The 19,851-nt window shown below is 73.9% G+C and carries 17 protein-coding genes and 1 pseudogene; 12 read left to right on the plus strand and 6 right to left on the minus strand.

Features of this window, described 5'->3' with window-relative positions:
- A pseudogene (locus ACVMYR_RS30070) lies at positions 1-202 on the plus strand (hypothetical protein); the annotation flags it as partial.
- A gap of 82 nt (positions 203-284) precedes the next feature.
- On the opposite strand, the gene ACVMYR_RS30075 reads toward ACVMYR_RS30070, so the two are convergent.
- The gene (locus ACVMYR_RS30075) at positions 285-902 is read right to left on the minus strand and encodes a DUF4126 domain-containing protein (protein WP_077938553.1); all 618 of its coding nucleotides are present in this window, start codon (positions 900-902) and stop codon (positions 285-287) included.
- Between the two features lie 71 nt (positions 903-973).
- On the opposite strand from ACVMYR_RS30075, the gene nucS reads away from it, so the two are divergent.
- A complete protein-coding gene (gene nucS, locus ACVMYR_RS30080; RefSeq protein WP_043966085.1) occupies positions 974-1,633 on the plus strand; it encodes an endonuclease NucS in 660 nt (219 codons plus the stop codon).
- A 21-nt stretch (positions 1,634-1,654) separates the two neighbouring features.
- Here the strand turns inward: nucS and ACVMYR_RS30085 are convergent, their stop codons facing one another.
- Entirely contained in the window at positions 1,655-3,157 is a 1,503-nt protein-coding gene (locus ACVMYR_RS30085) for an aldehyde dehydrogenase family protein (RefSeq protein WP_457123405.1), read from the minus strand.
- A gap of 257 nt (positions 3,158-3,414) precedes the next feature.
- Between ACVMYR_RS30085 and ACVMYR_RS30090 the strand changes: the two genes are divergently transcribed.
- The 5 genes from ACVMYR_RS30090 (at position 3,415) to ACVMYR_RS30110 (ending at position 8,234) form a co-directional block, all read left to right on the plus strand.
- Positions 3,415-3,843 carry an FHA domain-containing protein gene (locus ACVMYR_RS30090; protein WP_077938555.1) on the plus strand — a complete coding sequence of 143 codons (429 nt, stop codon included), beginning with the start codon at positions 3,415-3,417 and terminating at the stop codon, positions 3,841-3,843.
- Positions 3,844-3,988: 145 nt separating this feature from the next.
- Positions 3,989-5,047 (plus strand): alpha/beta fold hydrolase, encoded by a 1,059-nt coding sequence (locus ACVMYR_RS30095; RefSeq protein ID WP_091281161.1) that lies wholly within the window; start codon positions 3,989-3,991, stop codon positions 5,045-5,047.
- Between the two features lie 145 nt (positions 5,048-5,192).
- A complete protein-coding gene (locus ACVMYR_RS30100; protein WP_457123406.1) occupies positions 5,193-6,866 on the plus strand; it encodes a 3-hydroxyacyl-CoA dehydrogenase family protein in 1,674 nt (557 codons plus the stop codon).
- 165 nt (positions 6,867-7,031) lie between these two features.
- On the plus strand, positions 7,032-7,358 hold the full coding sequence (locus ACVMYR_RS30105) for a hypothetical protein (protein WP_043966091.1): 327 nt from the start codon (positions 7,032-7,034) through the stop codon (positions 7,356-7,358).
- Positions 7,359-7,424: 66 nt separating this feature from the next.
- A complete protein-coding gene (locus tag ACVMYR_RS30110) occupies positions 7,425-8,234 on the plus strand; it encodes an alpha/beta hydrolase (RefSeq protein WP_396789061.1) in 810 nt (269 codons plus the stop codon).
- 22 nt (positions 8,235-8,256) lie between these two features.
- On the opposite strand, the gene ACVMYR_RS30115 is transcribed toward ACVMYR_RS30110, so the two are convergent.
- The 4 genes from ACVMYR_RS30115 to mce form a co-directional block, all read right to left on the minus strand.
- The gene (locus tag ACVMYR_RS30115) at positions 8,257-9,480 is read right to left on the minus strand and encodes an AI-2E family transporter (RefSeq protein WP_457123430.1); all 1,224 of its coding nucleotides are present in this window, start codon (positions 9,478-9,480) and stop codon (positions 8,257-8,259) included.
- Between the two features lie 186 nt (positions 9,481-9,666).
- The gene (locus tag ACVMYR_RS30120) at positions 9,667-11,775 is read right to left on the minus strand and encodes a hypothetical protein (protein WP_457123407.1); all 2,109 of its coding nucleotides are present in this window, start codon (positions 11,773-11,775) and stop codon (positions 9,667-9,669) included.
- 179 nt (positions 11,776-11,954) lie between these two features.
- Entirely contained in the window at positions 11,955-13,208 is a 1,254-nt protein-coding gene (locus tag ACVMYR_RS30125; RefSeq protein WP_043966097.1) for a coiled-coil domain-containing protein, read from the minus strand.
- Between the two features lie 546 nt (positions 13,209-13,754).
- The gene (gene mce / locus ACVMYR_RS30130; RefSeq protein WP_077938561.1) at positions 13,755-14,225 is read right to left on the minus strand and encodes a methylmalonyl-CoA epimerase; all 471 of its coding nucleotides are present in this window, start codon (positions 14,223-14,225) and stop codon (positions 13,755-13,757) included.
- Between the two features lie 80 nt (positions 14,226-14,305).
- Between mce and ACVMYR_RS30135 the strand changes: the two genes are divergently transcribed.
- The 5 genes from ACVMYR_RS30135 (at position 14,306) to ACVMYR_RS30155 (ending at position 19,844) form a co-directional block, all read left to right on the plus strand.
- Positions 14,306-15,502, plus strand: coding sequence for an acetyl-CoA C-acetyltransferase (locus tag ACVMYR_RS30135; protein ID WP_457123408.1), 1,197 nt, complete (start codon positions 14,306-14,308; stop codon positions 15,500-15,502).
- Between the two features lie 65 nt (positions 15,503-15,567).
- Positions 15,568-16,503, plus strand: coding sequence for a methylmalonyl Co-A mutase-associated GTPase MeaB (gene meaB / locus ACVMYR_RS30140; protein WP_255705467.1), 936 nt, complete (start codon positions 15,568-15,570; stop codon positions 16,501-16,503).
- A gap of 87 nt (positions 16,504-16,590) precedes the next feature.
- A complete protein-coding gene (locus ACVMYR_RS30145) occupies positions 16,591-17,004 on the plus strand; it encodes an Asp23/Gls24 family envelope stress response protein (RefSeq protein WP_043966105.1) in 414 nt (137 codons plus the stop codon).
- Positions 17,005-17,098: 94 nt separating this feature from the next.
- Positions 17,099-18,787 carry an acyl-CoA mutase large subunit family protein gene (locus ACVMYR_RS30150; protein WP_077938564.1) on the plus strand — a complete coding sequence of 563 codons (1,689 nt, stop codon included), beginning with the start codon at positions 17,099-17,101 and terminating at the stop codon, positions 18,785-18,787.
- 142 nt (positions 18,788-18,929) lie between these two features.
- The gene (locus ACVMYR_RS30155; RefSeq protein ID WP_077938565.1) at positions 18,930-19,844 is read left to right on the plus strand and encodes a tetratricopeptide repeat protein; all 915 of its coding nucleotides are present in this window, start codon (positions 18,930-18,932) and stop codon (positions 19,842-19,844) included.
- Positions 19,845-19,851: the final 7 nt, after the last annotated feature.

The following is a 19,851-nucleotide window of genomic DNA, read 5'->3' on the forward strand; positions in this document are numbered from 1 at the left end:
GTGGGGTTCGCCGGAGCAGATCACCGACCCGCAGTACGCGACGACGGCGTTCCTCAAGGGCCTCCGACAGGTCGACGGCTGGCAGGACATGCCCCTGACCGACGCCGCCCAGACGGTGCAGGTCTCCGCCTACCCCGACGCCTACGCGCAGTGGGAACAGCAGGCCGCCGACCTCGTCACCCAGCACTGGAACAACAGCTGACACCACACACATACACACACGCCGCCGGCCGGACCCCGACAACAGGGGCCCGGCCGGCGGCGGTTGCGCGGGGCGTACCAGATCAGACGCGGTAGCCGGCGGCGCGGGCGGCCTGGCGTTCGCGGCGACGGTCCCGGCGGCGGCGCAGGAACCAGACGGTGAAGGCGACCAGGCCGAGCAGGAAGGCCAGCACCAGCACCGGCAGGATGATCGCCACCAGGGACATGACGACGCTGGTGGCGTCCTCGGCGGTGCTGGCGACCGGCGCGCCGAAGCCGGCGGTGGTCGCGTTGATCACCGGGCGGGCGGCGGACTTGAGCAGATGGACGCCGAGCGCGATGAGCACGCCGGTGACCACCGGCACCCAGTCGTTGGACGAGAAGAAGCTGCCCGGGTCGCTCACGGTGACCGTCTCGGAGGTGGAGCCCGCGCCGAAGGCGAGGCCGCCGGCGGTCGGCCGGACCACGGTCTGGACGACGTCGTTGACGTGGTCGAGCACCGGCACCTTGTCGGCGACGACCTCGACGGTGAGCAGCACCGCGAGGATGGCGACGACCCAGCCGTTGCCGAGCCACTGCCAGCCGCTGGGCAGGTCGATCAGGTCGGTGTAGCGGGCCAGCAGTCCCATGGTCAGCAGGGGTATGTAGGCGTTCAGGCCGGCCGACGCGGCCAGCCCGGTACCCGTGAGGACTTCGAACACCGTCTCAGCATCGCACCGGCGCGCCAGTGCCGCTCGGCGGCGGACGCCGGGGTCTGGGCTACCCTCGTCGGGTGCGGCTGGTGATTGCGAAGTGCTCGGTGGACTACGTCGGACGGCTCTCGGCACACCTGCCGTTGGCCACACGCCTGTTGATGGTGAAGGCGGACGGGTCGGTGTCGATCCACGCCGACGACCGGGCGTACAAGCCGTTGAACTGGATGAGTCCGCCCTGCCGGCTGGAGGAGGCCCCCGGCGTGTGGCGGGTGGTCAACAAGGCCGGCGAGGAACTGCGGATCACCCTGGAGGAGGTCTTCCAGGACACCTCGTACGAGCTGGGCGTCGACCCCGGCCTGCGCAAGGACGGCGTCGAGGCGCACCTCCAGGAGTTGCTGGCGGCCAACCCGACGGCGCTGGGCGAGGGCTACACGCTGGTGCGCCGGGAGTACATGACGGCGATCGGGCCGGTGGACCTGCTCTGCCGGGACGCCGACCTCGGCGCCGTCGCCGTCGAGGTGAAGCGGCGCGGCGAGATCGACGGGGTGGAGCAGCTCACCCGCTACCTCGAACTGATGAACCGTGACCCCCTGCTCGCCCCGGTGACCGGCGTCTTCGCCGCCCAGGAGATCAAGCCGCAGGCGCGGGTGCTGGCCACGGACCGGGGCATCCGGTGCGTCGTCGTCGACTACGACAAGCTGCGCGGCATCGAGCGCGACGAGCTGACCCTGTTCTGAGGGCCGCCTGCGCGGGCCGGGTCAGCGCCTGCGGCCGTACAACAGCTTGGTGACCTTGACCAGGCGGGCGACGTCGGCGGGGGTGCGCTCGAAGGTCATCGCCGGCAGCAGCGACCGGGCCCGGCGGCGGGTGACGGCCTTGGGACGGCCGAACTCGCGCAGCCCGTCCTCGCCGTGGATGCGGCCGAAGCCGGACTCGCCGACGCCGCCGAACGGCAGGGTGGACATCCCTGCGAACGTCAGGGTGGAGTTCACCGCGGCCATCCCCGAGCGCAGCCGCCGCGCGATGGCCACGGCCCGCCGCCGGCCGAAGACCGACCCCCCCAGGCCGTACGGGAGCGCGTTGGCGCGGGTGATCGCCTCCTCGGCGTCGCGGACCCGGTTGATCGTCAGCGTCGGGCCGAAGGTCTCCTCGCGGACGGCGAGCGAGTCCTCCGGCACGTCGACCAGGATGGTCGGCCGCACGTAGGGCGGCTGCACCGCCTCGGCGCCGCCGAGGACCGCACGCCCGCCCCGGGCCAGCGCGTCGTCGATGTGCCGGCGGATCACGTCGAGCTGGCCGGGCATGGTGATCGGGCCGATGTCGGACCCGTCGGCGCCGACCGTCAGCCGGCCGGCCCGCTCGACGACCTTGCCGACGAAGACGTCGAAGACGGGTTCGACGGCGTACACCCGCTCGATGCCGATGCAGGTCTGGCCGGCGTTGGTGAGCCCGCCCCAGACGCACGCCTCGGCGGCGGCGTCGAGGTCGGCGTCGCTGTCGACGATCATCGCGTCCTTGCCGCCCGCCTCCAGCAGGACCGGGGTGAGCGTCTCGGCGCAGGCGGCCATCACCTTCTTGGCGGTGGCCGTCGAGCCGGTGAAGGCCAGCTTGTTCACGCCGGAGCGGCACAGGGCCGCGCCGACGTCACCGAGGCCGTGCACGGCGGTGAGGACGGGCTGCTCGGGCACCACCTCGGCGAGGCTGTCGACCAGCCACTGGCCGACGACGGGGGTGTATTCGCTGGGCTTCAGCACGACCGTGTTGCCGGCGGCGAGCGCGTACGCCGTGGAGCCGATCGGGGTGAAGACCGGGTAGTTCCACGGCCCGATGACGCCGACCACCCCGTACGGCTGGTATTCGAGGTGGCCGGTGAACTCGGCCAGGATGAGCCGGGAGCGCACGCGGCGCGGGCGTAGCACCCGGCCGGCGTTGCGGGCGGCCCAGTCGATGTGCTCGATGGCGGTGAGGACCTCGACGATCGCGTCCGGGACGGGCTTGCCGCCCTCGGCGTGCATCAGCTCGGCCAGCTCCTCGATCCGCCGGGCGAGGACACCCCGCCAGCGCAGCAGCCGCTCCCGGCGGCCGGTGAAGCCGAGCCCCGCCCACCAGCCGGCCGCCTCCCGGGCCTGCTCGACCGCCCGCGCGACGTCGTCCCCGGCGGCGACGGGCAGCCGACCCACCTCGGCCCCGGTGGCGGGGCTGGTGGAGACCAGCCGCCCGTCTGAGATGATCGGGGCACCCGGGACACGTACAGCCGTCATGGCGGAAGTCTAGACCCCGAAGCTACTCGTCGGTAGGTGTTCGGTCGGGCTGGTCAGCGGTCCCCGGCGCGGGGCCGGCGGCTCCCGGGGCCGGTGCCCGGCGCGGGACCAATGGCCCTGGTGCGCCGCGCCGCAAGCCGAACCGGCTAACGGGAGTTGTCCGCCCGGGGGCTGGGAGGTGTCCGGGCGGTGGTGGGCATCGATACGGTGTGCTGGCAGGCTGACGCCGGACACCGGTGGCTGGAGGCTGACCGTCCATGGAGGACTTTCCGGAACTGATGCCGCTGCTGACGGTGGCGGGTGGACCGATGCGTGGGGCGAGCTTCCGGCTCAGCCGCACGCCCCAGGTGATCGGCCGTGCGACGACCGTGCAGGTCAGCGTCGACGATCCACACCTGAGTCGCCGGCACGCCAGCGTACGGCTGGCCGCCGACGGGGTGTGGCTTGAGGACCTGGGCTCGACCAACGGCACGTGGCTCAACGACCGCCGGATCGAGGTGCCGGAGCTGCTCTCCGACGGGGACGTGATCCGGCTGGGCCGCACCGAGCTGCGCTTCTTCGACCCGGGCCTGGCCCGGACGGACCCGGTCGGGCTGCGGCTGGCCCCCCAACTGGGCCCGCAGCGCCGCGACCGCCGGCCGACCCTGCCGCTGCCCGTCGCCGCCCCGCCGGCCGCCCGCGCCTGACCCCCGCCTGGCCGCCGCCTGGCTCCGCCGGGTGGCGGGGTGAGCAGGGGACCCTTCTCTACCGTATGCGTTAACAAGGGGCCCCTCCTTTCATGTGGGCCGGCCACATGGAGCCGGCCGCCGCCGCGTGGCAGCATGCCGCGGCATGGAGAGCACGCAGCACACCGTGCAGGCCAACGGCATCGTCCAGCGGGTCCGGGTGGCGGGGTCACCCGACGGCGCGCCCGTGCTGCTGGTGCACGGCAACTGTTCGTCATCGGCGTTCTGGGAGCCGCTGCTGCGGCGGCTGCCCGACACCCTCCGGGTGGTCGCCCCGGACCTGCGCGGTTACGGCGACACCGAGACCGCCGCGGTGGACGCCACCCGGGGGCTGCGGGACTTCGCCGACGACGTGGCCGCCCTGCTCGACGCCCCGGGGCTCTTCGCCCCCGGCGCGCGGCCGGTGGTGGTCGGGCACTCCCTCGGCGGGGGCGTGGCGATGCGGCTGCTGGTCGACCACCCCGACCGGGTGGCCGGGCTGCTGCTCTCCGCGCCCGTCTCCCCGTACGGCTTCGGCGGCACCCGGGACCTCGACGGCACGCCGACCACGCCCGACTTCGCGGGCACCGGCGGCGGCACCGCGAACGGGGACTTCGTGGCCCGGCTGGCCGCCGGTGACCGGGGCGCGGACGGCCCGACCAGCCCCCGCAGCGTGCTGCGGACCGCGTACGTGGCCGACCCGGCGTCGCTCGGCGACGACGAGGAGCTGCTGCTGGACAGCCTCCTGTCCACCGCGACGGGGGACGGCAACTACCCCGGCACGGCGGTCGCCTCGCCGCACTGGCCGGGCACCGCGGCCGGCGACAGCGGCGTGCTCAACGCCCTCGCTCCGGCCCACTTCCGCATCGCCGACGACCTCGTCGCCGTCGCCGGCAAGCCCCCCGTCACCTGGGTACGCGGCGACGCCGACGTGATCGTGTCGGACACCTCGCTGTTCGACCTGGCACACCTCGGGTCGCTCGGGGTGGTGCCCGGCTGGCCGGGGGAGCGGGACTGCCCGCCGCAGCCGATGGTCGGGCAGACCCGGGCGGTGCTCGACCGGTACGCTGCGGCCGGCGGGGCGTACCACGAGGTGGTGTTGCCGGGTTGCGGGCACAGCCCGCACCTGGAGCGGCCGGCGGAGTTCGTCGCCGAGCTGCTGGCGCTGACCGACCGGAGCCGCTGAGCCGCCCGACCGGCTCTGCGGCCCCCTCCGCGTCCCGGCGACGGTCCGTCACGTGGCAGACTCGCGCGCATAACCTTAGTGACCGTTCATGCGGTCCCGCGGGGTCCCGTCCCCGCGGTCCCGCGCAGCATTGGGGAGGCCGGTCGTGGCGCGCGAGTTCACCAGCGTGGGCGTTGTGGGGCTGGGCACCATGGGTGCCGGCATCGTCGAGGTCTTCGCGCGCAACGGCATCGACGTCGTCGCGGTCGAGGTCTCCGAGGCCGCCCTCGACCGTGGCCGGGCCAACCTGACCGGCTCGACCGACCGGGCCGTCGCCCGGGGCAAGCTCGCCGAGGCCGACCGGGACGCCCTGCTGGCCCGGGTCGACTTCCAGGTAGGGCTGGACGCGCTGCACTCGGTGGACCTGGTGGTCGAGGCGGTCCCCGAGCGCCTCGACCTCAAGCGGCGGATCTTCGCCGAGCTGGACCGGGTCTGCAGGCCCGACGCGATCCTCGCCACCAACACGTCCTCGCTGTCGGTCACCGAGGTCTCCGTCGCCACCGGCCGACCCCAGCAGGTCGTCGGCATCCACTTCTTCAACCCGGCCCCCGTGATGAAGCTGGTCGAGGTGGTCCGCACGGTGGTGACCGCCGCCGACGTGGTCGCCGACGTCGAGGCCCTCTGCGCCCGGCTCGGCAAGGTCGACGTCACCATCGGCGACCGGGCCGGCTTCATCGCCAACGCGCTGCTCTTCGGCTATCTCAACCACGCCGTGGCGATGTTCGAGTCGCGCTACGCCAGCCGCGAGGACATCGACGCCGCCATGAAGCTTGGCGGCGGCCTGCCGATGGGGCCGCTCGCCCTGCTGGACCTGATCGGCCTCGACACCGCGTACGAGATCCTGGACACCATGTACCGGCGCGGCGGGCGGGACCGCCGGCACGCCCCGGTGCCGCTGGTCAGGCAGATGGTCACCGCGGGTCTGCTCGGCCGCAAGTCCGGCCGGGGCTTCTACACCTACGAGAAGCCGGGCTCGTCGAAGGTCGTACCGGACGAGTCGACCCCGCAGGAGCGGCCGGCGGCCGGCGACGGCGCGCGCCGCGTCGCCCGGGTCGGCGTCGTCGGCTCCGGCGCGACGGCCGCCGGGCTCGTCGAGGTCTTCGCCGGGGCCGGGTACGACGTGGTCCAGGTGGCCCCGGGCGCGGAGCCGCTCGACGGGCTGGCCGAGGTCGACCTGGTCGTCGAGGCCGTGGCGGAGGACCTGGGCGTCAAGAAGGAGCTGTTCGCCAGCCTCGACGGCGTCTGCAAGCCGGGCGTCGTGCTCGCCACCACCACCTCGTCGCTGCCGGTGATCGACATCGCGATGGCCACCGGGCGGCCCGCCGACGTGGTCGGGCTGCACTTCGCCGGCCCGGTGCCGGCGCGGCCCCTGGTGGAGATCGTGCGGACCATCCGCACCGGCGAGGAGGCCACCGCCACCGCCCGCGCCGTCTGCGCGACGCTCGGCAGGACCGCCGTGGTCTGCGGCGACCGGGCCGGTTTCGTGGTCGACGCGCTGCTCTTCCCGTACCTGAACGACGCGGTGAAGATGCTGGAGGCCGGCTACGCCACCGTCGACGACATCGACCACGCGATGAAGCTCGGCTGCGGCTACCCGACGGGCCCGTTCGAGCTGCTGGACGCGGTCGGCCTGGACGTGACGCTCGCCAGCCAGCGCGCGCTGTACCGCGAGCTGCGCGACCCCGGCTTCGCCCCGGCACCGCTGCTGGAGCACCTCGTCACCGCCGGCTACCTGGGCCGCGAGGCGGGGCGCGGCTTCCGCGACCACACCGCCCGCTGACCGGGCCGCCCCGCGCGTGGCACCCGCCGCCGGCCGGGCCGCCCCCGCGCGTGGCACCGGCCGCCGGCCGGGCCGCCCCCGCGCGTGGCACCGGCCGCCGGCCGGGCCGTCGCGCAGGCGCACCTCGCCGGGCCGGTGGCGGGAACCGACCGTAACCTTGACGAGGTGAGCCCCCGTCGCAACCGTCCCCGCCGGGACGAGCACGCCCACCTCGACGCCGACCGGGCCCGCCACGGGGTGCCCACCGTGCAGCAGTGGCGCGACGGCGACTGGCAGGTGCGCGGGATCAGCGGCGGCGCGTCGGTCAAGACGTACCGCTGCCCGGGCTGCGACCAGGAGATCCGCCCGGGGGTGGCGCACCTGGTGGCCTGGCCGGCCGACGACCGGGGCGACCTGACCGACCGCCGGCACTGGCACAGCGGGTGCTGGCGGGCGCGGGACCGGCGCGGCCCCGGCATCCAGCGCGGGCGGGGCGCGCCCCGCTACGGCTGAGCGATCTGGATCACCCTGTTTCCGCCCGGGCGGGCGGTGCCGGCGCCGACGCGCGAGACTGGGACGGTGAGCACACCGATCCGCGCGTCCTCGATCCTGCCCGGGCACCGCGAGGACATCGAGCTGCACACCGCCGACGGCCTGACCCTCGTCGGCGAGCTGGCCCGCCCCGTCGGGAAGGAGCCGGCCGGCACGCTGGTCTGCCTGCACCCGCTGCCCACCCACGGCGGGATGATGGACAGCCACGTCTTCCGCAAGGCCGCCTGGCGGCTGCCGGCGCTGGCCGACCTGGCCGTGCTCCGGTTCAACACGCGCGGCACCAGCAGCGTGCGGGGCACCAGCGAGGGAGCGTTCGACAACGCCGTCGGCGAGCGCTTCGACGTCGCCGCCGCCATCGAGTACGCCGAGTTCGCCGAGCTGCCGAACGTCTGGCTGGTCGGCTGGTCGTTCGGCACCGACCTGACCCTCAAGTACGGCTGCGACCCGGCGGTGGCCGGCGCGATCCTGCTCTCCCCGCCGCTGCGCTTCTCCGCCCCCGAGGATCTCGCCCACTGGGCGCAGGAGGGCAAGCCGCTGACCGCCCTGGTGCCGGAGTTCGACGACTACCTGCGCCCCGACGAGGCGCGGCGGCGCTTCGCGGCGGTGCCGCAGGCCGAGGTGGTCGGGGTGCCCGGCGCGAAGCACCTGTGGGTCGGCGACGCCGAAACCGTGCTCGACGAGATCGTCCGCCGGGTCAACCCGGCCGCCCCGCTGCCCCTGCCGCGCACCTGGGACGGGCCGATGACCACCGGCGACGTCAGCGCGTACGCCGACCGGACGGTCGCCTCGTTCGCCGACGTCCCGGTGCCGGGCCCGAAGGCCGGCTCCGCCGACTGAGCCGGGGCGGGTCGGTCGCCCGTCAGCGGGCGTCCTGGCGGGGCAGCACCACCTCGCGCAGGATGAGCTGGCCGGCGGCCACCGTCGGGATCGCGATCAGCGCGCCGACCACGCCCATCAGCGACACCCCCAGCAGTGCGGCGAGCAGGGCCGCGACCTCGTTGACCTCGACCGAGCGGCGCATCACCTTCGGGTAGATCAGGTAGTTCTCCACCTGCTGGTAGACCACGAAGAACGCGACGCAGGCGATCCCCACCGGCAGGTCGGTGGCGAAGCCGACGAGGCTGACCACCACCGCGCCGAGGGTGGCGCCGATCTGCGGGATCAGGTCGGTCACCGCGACCACCACGGCCAGCGCGAACGGGTACGGCAGCCCGACGGCCAGCGCGAACACGAAGGTGGTCACGCCGGCCAGCACGGCGATGCTCAGGGCGCCCACCATGTACGCGCCGACCTTCGCCAGGATCTCGTCGCCGATGAGCTGCACTCGGTGCCGGCGGGAGCGGGGCACCAGCGCGTACCCCACGCGGCGCAGCCGGTCGAAGTACGCGAGGAAGTAGATCGTCAACACCAGCACGGTGAGCGCCCGGAAGACCGTGCCGAAGATGAGCTGGGCGCCGCCGAGGACCCCGCCCAGCGCCCGCCCGATCGTGTCGGCGTTGGCCGCGGCCTGCACCTTGGCCATCACGTCGTACCGGACGACGAAGTCGTTGACGGCCTCGTTGCGGCGCAGCTCGTCAACGTAGCTGGGCAGCTGCTCGACGAACTGCCCGGACTGGGTGACCACCGGCGGGACCAGCGCCACCAGGCCGCCGACGATCAGCAGCAGCACGATCAGCGTCACCGCCGTGACGGCCAGCCCGTTGGGCAGGCCCCACGAGCGCAGCCGGACCACCGCCGGATTCAGCCCGACGGCGAGGAAGAGCGCGATGACGACCAGCACCAGGATGCCGGCCGAGTTGCGGACGCCGAGGAAGACGGCGTACGCCAGCAGCACGCCGAGCGCGCCGGTAAAGCCGACGAGAAAGCTGTTGCGGCGCAGGGGCCGCCCCGGCACGCCGAAGCGGCCCGAGCTGGCGGCGGGCGACCCGGGCGGGTCGAAGTCGCCGGGGTCGCCGAGGTCCGCCCGGTCGTCGTCCGGTGCGGTCCGATCCGGTGCGGTCCGATCCGGTGCGGAGCGCATCGGCGGGGGGCCGACCGGGTCGGTGCGGCCCGCTGGGACGCCGTCCGGACCGGTGTGGTCCATCTGCCCGTGGCCCACCGGCGCGTGGTCCGGCTGCCCGTCGTGCGCCCGTCCGCCGTCCGCCACCGAGACCTCCTCCGCCCTCCGGCGGGTGCGCCCGGAGGGTCGTCAGCCGCCCACGGCCCCGGCCGGGCGCGGGTCCTGCCGACAGGAGGGTAGTTGCCGGGCGGACGGTCCGGCCACCCCGGCTCACTCGGACTCGACGGACACCTTGCTCGGCCTGGCGCTGCGCTCGTCGGTCGTCGGCTTGGTCGGCCGCTTACCGTTCTCACCGGTGCTGGTGATCTTCGTGGGGGTCGCCCCCCGGCCGCCCTCGCCGGGCACCGCGGCCACCGTCGGCTCGCCGTCCACCCCGGCGCTGGCCGCACCGCCGTCCACCGTGGTGACCGGCTCGGCCACCGGCCGGGTCCGGGCCGGGGCGGCGTCGTCGGTGGGTGCGGTCTTCGCCGCTCCCGCGTCGGCCGTCGCCTTGATCGGGGTGGGCTTCGCGGGCTCGCCGGGCCCGGCGGCGGCCGGCTTGCCCGACGTGGCGGCCTCGGCCGGCTTGCCCGGGGCGGCAGCCGCCTTGACCGGAGCGGCAGCCGCCTTGACCGGGGCCGTGCCGTCGGCGGCCGGGTCCGGTGCGGAGCCGTCGAGGGACACCGCCGGGGCGGTCGCCTTCGCCGGAACGCTGGCCGACAGGCGGGCACCGGCCAGCTGCTGCCGCAGGTCGAGCAGCTGGTGCTGGAGCTCGTCCGACTCCTGCCGGGACTGCCAGGTCTCCTGCCGCAGGTCGGCCAGCTGCTGCTGGGCCTGGGCGATCTCCAACATCACCTGGGCGAGCTGCTGGCGGCCGGCGGCCACCTCCTGCTGGGTCGCCGCGAGGTGCTGCTGCGTGGTGGCCAGGTGCTGCTGGGTGGTGGCCGCGTACTCCTCGAACTGGCGACGGGAGGCGGCGACGTGCTCGTCGGCCCGGCGTCGCCTGTCGGTCGCGTCGGCCTCGGCCCGGCCCAGCAGCTCGGCGGCCTCCTCCTCGGCCTGCCGGCGCATCGCGAGGGCGTCCTGCTCGGCGGCGCGCCGGATCTCCGCGGCACCGTCCTCGATCTCGGCCCGCCGGGCGGTGTACTGCTGCTCCAGCTCGTCCTGCCGGGCCGTGAACTGCTGCTCCAGCTCGTCCTGCCGGGCCGCGTGCTGCCGGTCCAGCTCGTCGCGGCGCTGGGAGTGTTCCCGCTCGGCGGTCTCCTTGCGCTGGGCCAGCTCCCGGTCGGCGGCCTCCCGCCGGCCGTTGACCTCCTGCTCCACCCCGGCCCGCCAGGCACCCAGCTCCTGCTGCGTCTGGGCGCGGGACTGCTGCACGTACGCCTCGGTCTCCGTGCGCATCCGCTGCACGTACGCCTCGGTGTCGGCGCGTTGGCGCTTGCTGGCCTCGGTCGCCTGCGCGGTCAGCCGCTCGGCCTCCTGCCGGGCCCGGTCGCGGGTGGCCTTCGCCGCGCCCTCGGCGTCGTCGGTGATCCGCTTGGCCTCCTGCAACGCCTTGGCGTGGGTCGCCCGGCCGGCCTCGGTGGCGTTGTCGGTGAGCCGCTTCGCCTCCTGCTGGGCCTTGGCGTGCACCTCCTTGGCGGCCTCGCGGAGCTGGGTGGCCTCCTGCTGGGCCTTGGCGAGGGCCTCCTTGGCGGCCTCGCGCAGCTTGGTCGCCTCCTGCTGGGCCCGGGTGTGGATCTCCTTCGCGGCGTCCCGGAGCTGGGTGGCCTCCTGCTGGGCCTTCTCCAGGGCCTCCTGGGCGGCCTTGCGCAGCCGGGTCGACTCGTCCTTGGCGGCCTTCAGCGTGGCGTCCGCCTCGGCGCGTCGGGCGGCACCGTGCCGCTCCTCCTCGGCCCGCCGGGCGGCGAGGGCGATCTCGAAGTCCTTGAGCGCCTGGGCGGCCTGCTCCTTGGCCTCGGCGACGATGTGCTCGGCGGCGGCCCGCCGCGCCTCGATCTCCTCGTTGGCGGCGGCGAGGATGTCGTCGGCCTGCTCCTCGGCGAGGACGAGGATCTGCTCCACCCGGGGGCCGAGGTGCCGGAACGAGGCCCGGTCCACCACGCCGACCTGCTTGCGCACCTGGGCGAGGTCGCGTTGCAGCACCTCGACCTGCCCGGCCAGCTTGTGGATCTGGGTGTACGCCTGTTCCCGCTCGGCCGCCAGTGTCGCGATCTCGTGCTCCGCGCGAGCGACGTACCTGTCGACCTGTCGTTTCTCGTACCCCCGCAGGGCGGACTCGAAGCTGGGCTCCGTCGTCACATCCCCGCCGAGAGCGAACAGTTCCTCGCCGTGCGACATGCCCCCATCCTCACACGCATCCGGCTCGGCTGGGGCGATACGGACGCCCCGGATGGGAGCTGATTCACTGCCGTTACCGGCGTCCGGGCCAGAGTGCGGGAAACGCATACGGCGCGGGGTCACACCGGTTACCCGGTGTCACCCCGCGCCGTGTCCATGCCCCCCGGCCGTGCGGTCGCTCAGCCGGCGGACTCCGCGTTCACCCGCTCGTCCTTGCTGTCCGCCTTGGCCGGCTCCGGCTTGGCCTGCGCCGGCGGCACGCCCGGCACGATGCCGGCGAGGCCCGACAGCATCTGGCCGAGCTGCGAGGTGACGGCGTCCTTCTGCCGGGTGAGGTCCTCGACCTCGCGGCGGGCGGCCTGGGTGGTCAGGTCGGCCTCGGTGCGGGCCTCCGTGAGCAGCCGCTTCGCCTCGGCCTTGGCCTCGTTGAGGGTCTTCTCGGACAGCGCCTTGGCCTTCTCGACGGTGTCGTTGGCGGTGCGCTCGGACTCGACCCGGCGGGCCTCGGCGCGCTGCTCGATCTCCTTGGCCCGCTCCTGGGCCGCCCGGGCGCGCTGCTCGGCCTCGCCGACCAGCTTCTGGGTCTGGGCGACCTGGGCCGCGTGCCGCTCGGACTCCTCGCGCTCGGCCTTCTCCCGCCGCTCGGCGAGCTGCAGCTCCAGCGCCTGGAGGTCCTTGTCGCGCTTGTCGCGGGCATCGGTGAGGAGCTTGGTCGCCTCGGCGCGCTTCTCCTCGGCCTCCCGCGCGGCCTTCGCCCGCTGCTGGGTGATCTCCCGCTCGGCGGTGGCGCGCAGGGTGGCGACCTCACGCTCGACGGTCGACTTCAGCTCGGCGACCTCGTGCGCGGTGACGGTGCGCAGCTGCTTGGTCTCCCGCTCGGCGTCGGCGCGCAGGGTGTCGGCCTCCCGACGGGCCTGCACGCGCACCTCGGCGGCCTCGCGCTCGGCGGCGGTGCGGACGCTGCCGGCCTCGCGCTCGGCGGTGGCCTTCATCGCGGCGGCCTCGGCGCGGGCCTTGTCGGTGATCTCGCGCGCCTCCAGGCGGGCCGCGGAGAGGATGCCCTCGGACTCCCGCTTGGCCTCGTTGCGGTGGTCGTTGGCCTGCTCCTCGGCCAGCCGCAGGATCTGCTCGACGCGGGTGCCCAGGCCGGACAGGGTCGGCCGGCTGTTCTCCTCGAGCTGCTTGTTGGTCTCGGCGAGCTTCTGCTCCAGCGCGCTCTGGCGCTGCTCGGCCTGGCGGAGCCGACGCTGGGCGTCGTTCATCCGCTGCTCGGCCTCGGCGCGGGCCTGCTCGGACTGGGTCAGCGCGGCGGTCAGCCGACCGATGAAGTCATCGACCTGCCCGACGTTGTATCCGCGCAGGCCAACGGTGAAATCTGGCTGCGAGTTCGCGTTATCGAAGAACGCAAGAGGGGAGGACTGCTGCTGGGGCATTGGGACATACTCGCAGACCCCCCGGGGTGCTTCGCAAGAGCGGTGCGGGGCTTTCGTGTCCTGTTTACATGGTCAACAGGCCGCCGTCGGGCGGGTCCGATCGATGGGCGATCTTGGCAGCTCCGGGGCCGGTCCGGCGGCCCAGCGGGCGGGTGGTCGGGCGTGCTGGAGGCGGGTGGTCGGGCGGCCCGGTGGGCGGGTGGTCGGGCGCGCGGGGGCGTGCGGGAAAAGGGCCGTGGGAGCGCCCGGCGGTCCTTTGCCGGCCCGTGCCGGTTTCTTGTCGGCCGGTGCCGGGGGTCGGCGGCTGCCGAACCGCTTGATCGACTTGATGTCGGCCGGACGGGGGTTTCCCGTCCCGTTGATACCGCCATGCCGCCGACATGAAGTCGATCAACTCGGCCGCGCACCACTGCGCTCGCGCGGGGGCTGTCGTGGTGCCGGGGCGGGTGCCACCGGGGCGCGAGGCGGGGCAGGGCGGGGCAGGGTGGTTAAGAAGGGGCCCCTGCTCCACAGAATGCGTTAACAGGGGGCCCCTCCTTTCACCTTTCACCGCTGGGCGGGCTCGACCAACTCGACGAGGACGCCGCCCGCGTCCTTGGGGTGGACGAAGTTGATCCGGGAGTCGGCGGTGCCCCGGCGTGGGGTCTCGAAGAGCAGCCGCAGGCCGCGCTCGCGCAGCGCCGCGCACGCCGCGTCGATGTCGGTCACCGTGTACGCCACCTGCTGCACGCCCGGCCCGTTGCGGTCGAGGAACTTGGCGATGGTCGACTCCGGGGTGAGCGGGGCGAGCAGCTGCACGCAGCCGCCCTCGGCGGTCGGCCCGACCGTCAGCATCGCCTCGCGCACGCCCTGCTCGGCGTTGGTCTCGGTGTGCACGCAGCGCATGCCGAAGGTGCGCTGATAGAAGTCGATCGCGGCGTCGAGGTCGGCGACGGCGATCCCGACGTGGTCGATGCGGCGCAGGCCGATGTCTGTGACGAAGTCGGCAGCGGGCTCGGCGGGGGAGTTCTCAGCCATGGCGTTAGTCTGACCGAACACCCGTCCAACCGAACAATCGTTAAGGTTCACAGCTCGGCACCCCCCTCGGAGGCAGGCACATGGCTTCGGTGATCGTCAGCGGCGCGCGGACCCCGATGGGGCGCCTGCTCGGCAACCTCAAGGACCTCCCCGCCACCAAGCTCGGCGGCATCGCGATCAAGGCCGCGCTGGAGCGCGCCGGGGTGCCCCCCGAGCAGGTGCAGTACGTCATCATGGGCCAGGTCCTGCAGGCCGGCACCGGGCAGATCCCGGCCCGCCAGGCCGCCGTCGAGGCGGGCGTCCCGATGTCCGTGCCGGCGCTGACGATCAACAAGGTCTGCCTCTCCGGACTGGACGCGATCGCCCTGGCCGACCAGCTCATCCGGGCCGGCGAGTTCGACGTCGTGGTGGCCGGCGGCATGGAGTCGATGACCAACGCCCCGCACCTGCTGCTCGGCCAGCGCGCCGGCTACAAGTACGGCGACGTGACGATCAAGGACCACATGGCCCTCGACGGGCTGACCGACGCCTGGGACTGCTGCTCGATGGGCGAGTCGACCGAGCGGCACGGCGCGCGGCACGGCATCACCCGCGCCGAGCAGGACGCCTTCTCCGCGGCCAGCCACCAGCGGGCCGCCGCCGCGCAGAAGAGCGGGCACTTCGCCGACGAGATCACCCCGGTGATCATCCCGCAGCGCAAGGGCGACCCGGTGGTGATCAGCGAGGACGAGGGCATCCGCCCGGACACCACCGTCGAGTCGTTGGGCCGGCTGCGCCCGGCGTTCACCTCCGACGGCACGATCACCGCCGGCAGCGCCTCGCCGATCTCCGACGGTGCGGCGGCCGTGGTCGTAATGAGCAAGGCGAAGGCCAGGGAGCTGGGGCTGACCTGGCTCGCCGAGATCGGCGCGCACGGCAACGTGGCGGGCCCGGACAACTCGCTGCACTCGCAGCCCTCCAACGCGATCAGCCACGCCCTGCGCAAGGGCGGCCTGGGGGTGGAGGACCTCGACCTGGTCGAGATCAACGAGGCGTTCGCCGCGGTCGGCATCCAGTCCATGCGCGACCTGGGCATCGGCGACGACAAGGTCAACGTCAACGGCGGCGCGATCGCGCTGGGCCACCCGATCGGCATGTCCGGTGCCCGGCTGGTGCTCACCCTCGCCATGGAGCTCAGGCGGCGCGGTGGCGGCACCGGCGCGGCGGCGCTCTGCGGCGGCGGGGGCCAGGGCGACGCCCTGATCATCCACGTGCCCGACCCCGCCGAGCAGCAGTGAGCGGAGCCGTCGAGCAGGTCCCGGTCGCCGGTGTGCCGTCGGTGCGCCGCAGCCGGGACGTGCCGATGCTCGTGGAGCGGGCCCGCGCCGGTGACCCGCGTGCCGTGGCCCGGCTGATCACCCTGGTCGAGTCCGGCGACGAGGTGCTGCCCCGGGTGGCGGCGGCCCTCGCGCCGTACGCGGGGCAGGCCCAGGTGGTCGGGCTGACCGGGTCCCCCGGGGTGGGCAAGTCGACCACCACCAACGAGCTGGTCCGGGCGCTGCGCTCGCGCGGGCACCGGGTCGGGGTGCTGGCCGTCGACCCGTCCAGCCCGTTCACCGGCGGGGCGATCCTCGGCGACCGGGTCCGGATGCAGGACCACGCCACCGACCCGGGCGTCTACATCCGGTCCATGTCCAGCCGGGGCCACCTCGGCGGCCTGTCGGCGGCGACCCCGCAGGCGGTGCGGGTGCTGGAGGGCGCCGGCTGCGACGTGGTGCTGGTGGAGACCGTCGGTGTCGGGCAGGCCGAGGTCGAGGTCGCCTCGCTGGCCGACACGACGCTGGTGCTGCTGGCCCCGGGCATGGGCGACGCGATCCAGGCGGTGAAGGCCGGCATCCTGGAGATCGCCGACGTCTTCGTGGTCAACAAGGCCGACCGGGACGGCGCCGACGCCACCGTCCGCGACATCCAGGGCATGATCGCCCTCGGCGAGCGGGGGCCCGGCGAGTGGCGGCCGCAGGTGGTCCGGTCGATCGCCGCGCGGGGCGAGGGGATCGACGACATCGCCGCCGCGATCGACAAGCACCGCGGCTGGCTGGTCGAACACGACGAGCTGCGCCGCCGCCGCGAGAAGCGGGCCGCCGCCGAGATCGAGGCGATCACGTTGGGCGTGCTGCGGGCCCGGATCGGTTCACTTCGCGACGGTACGGAGCTGCCGGCGCTCGCCGCGAAGGTGGCCGAGGGGGCGCTCGACCCGTACGCCGCAGCCGACGAGTTGCTGGCGCAGATCGGCTCCTGACGCGTCCACTGCGGACCCTCGGCAACGAGTACGCTCGCACCGCTCCACGGTCGTCGTGGGGCGGTGTGCGCGTACTGGGGGAGAGGCATGGCTGACGAGGCGACGCAGGAGCTGTCGGTGACGCCGGACGCGGTGGCGGGCGGGACCACCCACGTCTCGGACGAGGTGGTGGAGAAGATCGCGGTGGCCGCCGCGCGTTCCGTCCCCGGGGTGGCCGACCTCGGCGGCGACGTGGCCCGGTTCTTCAACGCCGTGTTCGACCGGGTCGGCCTGGACCAGGTCGGCGACGCCCGGCGCGGCTGCTCGGCGCACGTCACGAACGGCGCGGCCGTGGTCAACCTGGTCATCGTGATCGACGCCGGCCAGCCGGTGCCGCAGGTGACCGACGGGGTGCGGGCGGCGGTGACCCGGGCCGTCGAGGCGTACGGGCTGCGGGTCGACGAGATCAACATCCGGGTGGACGACGTGACGCTCGGCGACCCCGCCGCGCCGCCGGCCTGACCCGGTTACCTGCCGGTACGCATCTCCTTAGCGATCGTTCAGGCCGGGGATTACACTCGGTCCTCTGACGAGGACTCGAGGAGGAGCCCTGCGCATGGACGCCGACGAGATCGCCGCCGGACGGGCACGCTGGCAGGCCCGCTACGACGCCGCGCGGAAGCGGGACGCCGACTTCACCACGCTCTCCGGGATGCCCGTCGACCCGGTCTACGGGCCGCCCGAGGGCGTGGCCTACCCGGGCTTCGAGCGGATCGGCTGGCCGGGCGAGTTCCCGTACACCCGGGGGTTGTACCCGACCGGCTACCGGGGACGGACCTGGACGATCCGGCAGTTCGCCGGCTTCGGCAACGCCCGGCAGACCAACGAGCGCTACAAGATGATCCTCGGCGCGGGCGGCGGCGGCCTCTCCGTGGCCTTCGACATGCCGACGCTGATGGGCCGCGACTCCGACGACCCGCAGGCCCTCGGCGAGGTCGGCCACTGCGGGGTGGCCGTCGACTCGGCCGCCGACATGGAGGTGCTCTTCGACGGCATCGACCTGGCCGCCGTCACCACCTCGATGACCATCTCCGGCCCGGCCGTGCCGGTGTTCTGCATGTACCTCGTCGCCGCCGAGCGGCAGGGCGCCGACCTGTCCACCCTGGACGGCACGCTGCAGACGGACATCTTCAAGGAGTACATCGCGCAGAAGGAGTGGCTCTTCGACCCCGAGCCGCACCTGCGCCTCATCGGCGACCTGATGGAATACTGCGCGCGCGAGATCCCCCGCTACAAGCCGCTCTCGGTCTCCGGCTACCACATCCGCGAGGCCGGCTCGACCGCCGCGCAGGAGCTGGCGTACACCCTCGCCGACGGGTTCGGCTACGTCGAGCTGGGGCTGTCGCGCGGGCTGGACGTCAACGTGTTCGCCCCCGGCCTGAGCTTCTTCTTCGACTCGCACGTCGACTTCTTCGAGGAGATCGCCAAGTTCCGGGCCGCCCGCCGGATCTGGGCCCGCTGGCTGCGCGACGTCTACGGCGCGACCAGCGAGAAGGCGCTGTGGCTGCGATTCCACACCCAGACCGCCGGGGTGTCGCTGACCGCCCAGCAGCCGGTCAACAACGTCGTACGCACCGCCGTCGAGGCGCTCGCCGCCGTGCTCGGCGGGACGAACTCGCTGCACACCAACGCCCTCGACGAGACCCTGGCGCTGCCCACCGACGAGTCCGCCGAGATCGCCCTGCGTACGCAGCAGGTGCTGATGGAGGAGACCGGGGTGGTGAACGTGGCCGACCCGCTCGGCGGCTCCTGGTACGTCGAGGCGCTGACCGACAAGATCGAGGCCGAGGCGGAGGAGATCTTCGCCCGGATCCGGCAGCTCGGCGGCGAGGGCCCGCACCAGATCGGCCCGATGACCTCCGGCATCCTGCGCGGCATCGAGGACGGCTGGTTCACCGGGCACATCGCCGAGTCCGCGTTCGTCTACCAGCAGGCCCTGGAGAAGGGCGACAAGCGCATCGTCGGCGTCAACTGCCACACCGGCACCATCGCCAAGGACCTGGAGATCCTGCGCATCTCGCACGAGGTCGAGGTGGAGCAGCGCCGGGTGCTCGCCGAGCGCAAGGCGGCCCGCGACGACGCGGCGGCGCGCGCGGCGGTGACCCGGATGGTCGAGGTCGGCCGCACCGGCGAGAACATGATCCCGGCCATGCTCGACGCGGTCCGCGCCGAGGCGACCCTCGGCGAGATCTGCGACGCGCTGCGCGCCGAGTGGGGCACCTACCGCGAGCCGGCCCGCTTCTGACGGGTGTCAGGAAGGGCCCCTTCCTATCCGAAAAGCGTTAGGAAGGGGCCCTTCCTCGCAGGCCGGGGCGGGGGTGAGAGTCGCAACTGTCGCCGTCGCGGTTGATCTGAGTTCGGCGGGACACGTGCGAGACTAGATAACCATGAGCGACCCACGGATCACCTCGTCGATCTTCACCCGCGGCGCGGTCGACCTCAGCGCACTGCGCAACACCGCACCGCCCGCCACCCGCCCCAGCACACCGGCTCAGGCCGGTCCGTCCACCGGGCTGCCGGCCGCCACCGGCGGCGGCTCCGTGATCGACGTGACAGAGGCCAACCTCCAGGCCGAGGTGCTCGAACGGTCCACCGCCATGCCCGTCGTGGTCTTCTTCGGCGCGGCCGGATACCCGGAGAGCGACCAGTTCGCCCCGGTGCTGGAGCGGCTGGCCGCCGAGGGCGGCGGCGCGTGGGCGCTGGCCCGCATCGACGTCCAGGACAACCCGCGGATCGCTCAGATGTTCCAGGTGCAGGGGGTCCCGACGGTCTACGCGGTGGTCGGCGGCCGGCCCGTCGACGCGTTCTCCGGCGCGGTCCCCGAAGCCCAGCTGCGGCAGTGGATCGGCGCGGTGCTCAAGGCCGGCGGCGTCGACGCCGCCGCACCGGGGGACCCCCGCCTCGACGAGGCCGACGACGCCCTGATGAGCGGCGACCTGGACGCCGCCGAGGAGGCGTACAAGAAGATCCTCGCCGAGTCGCCGGCGGACGCCGCCGCCGAGGCCGGCCTGGCCCAGGTCGGGCTCGCCCGCCGGGTCGCCGGCGCCGACCCGCGCGTGGCGCTCGCCGCCGCCGAGGCCAACCCCGACGACGTGCCCGCCCAGCTGCTCGCCGCCGACATCGAGGTGCTCAGCGGCATGGCCGAGCAGGCGTACGCCCGCCTGGTCGACCTGGTCCGCCGCACCTCCGGCGACGACCGGGACAAGGCGCGCCAGCACCTGATCGCCCTGTTCACCGTCGCCGGCCAGGACGACCCCGCCGTCGCCTCCGCCCGCCGGGCCCTGGCCAGCGCCCTGTTCTGAGTTCCGC

The organism is Micromonospora sp. PTRAS2, assembly GCF_054052245.1.

Excerpts from the sequence above, each read along its gene's own strand:
- ACVMYR_RS30085 (WP_457123405.1), bottom strand. The coding sequence starts at position 3,157 with ATGACGGCTGTACGTGTCCCGGGTGCCCCGATCATCTCAGACGGGCGG.
- ACVMYR_RS30090 (WP_077938555.1), top strand. The coding sequence starts at position 3,415 with ATGGAGGACTTTCCGGAACTGATGCCGCTGCTGACGGTGGCGGGTGGA.
- ACVMYR_RS30095 (WP_091281161.1), top strand. The coding sequence starts at position 3,989 with ATGGAGAGCACGCAGCACACCGTGCAGGCCAACGGCATCGTCCAGCGG.
- ACVMYR_RS30115 (WP_457123430.1), bottom strand. The coding sequence starts at position 9,480 with ATGGACCACACCGGTCCGGACGGCGTCCCAGCGGGCCGCACCGACCCG.
- ACVMYR_RS30120 (WP_457123407.1), bottom strand. The coding sequence starts at position 11,775 with ATGTCGCACGGCGAGGAACTGTTCGCTCTCGGCGGGGATGTGACGACG.
- ACVMYR_RS30125 (WP_043966097.1), bottom strand. The coding sequence starts at position 13,208 with ATGCCCCAGCAGCAGTCCTCCCCTCTTGCGTTCTTCGATAACGCGAAC.
- mce (WP_077938561.1), bottom strand. The coding sequence starts at position 14,225 with ATGGCTGAGAACTCCCCCGCCGAGCCCGCTGCCGACTTCGTCACAGAC.
- ACVMYR_RS30135 (WP_457123408.1), top strand. The coding sequence starts at position 14,306 with ATGGCTTCGGTGATCGTCAGCGGCGCGCGGACCCCGATGGGGCGCCTG.
- meaB (WP_255705467.1), top strand. The coding sequence starts at position 15,568 with ATGCTCGTGGAGCGGGCCCGCGCCGGTGACCCGCGTGCCGTGGCCCGG.
- ACVMYR_RS30145 (WP_043966105.1), top strand. The coding sequence starts at position 16,591 with ATGGCTGACGAGGCGACGCAGGAGCTGTCGGTGACGCCGGACGCGGTG.
- ACVMYR_RS30150 (WP_077938564.1), top strand. The coding sequence starts at position 17,099 with ATGGACGCCGACGAGATCGCCGCCGGACGGGCACGCTGGCAGGCCCGC.
- ACVMYR_RS30155 (WP_077938565.1), top strand. The coding sequence starts at position 18,930 with ATGAGCGACCCACGGATCACCTCGTCGATCTTCACCCGCGGCGCGGTC.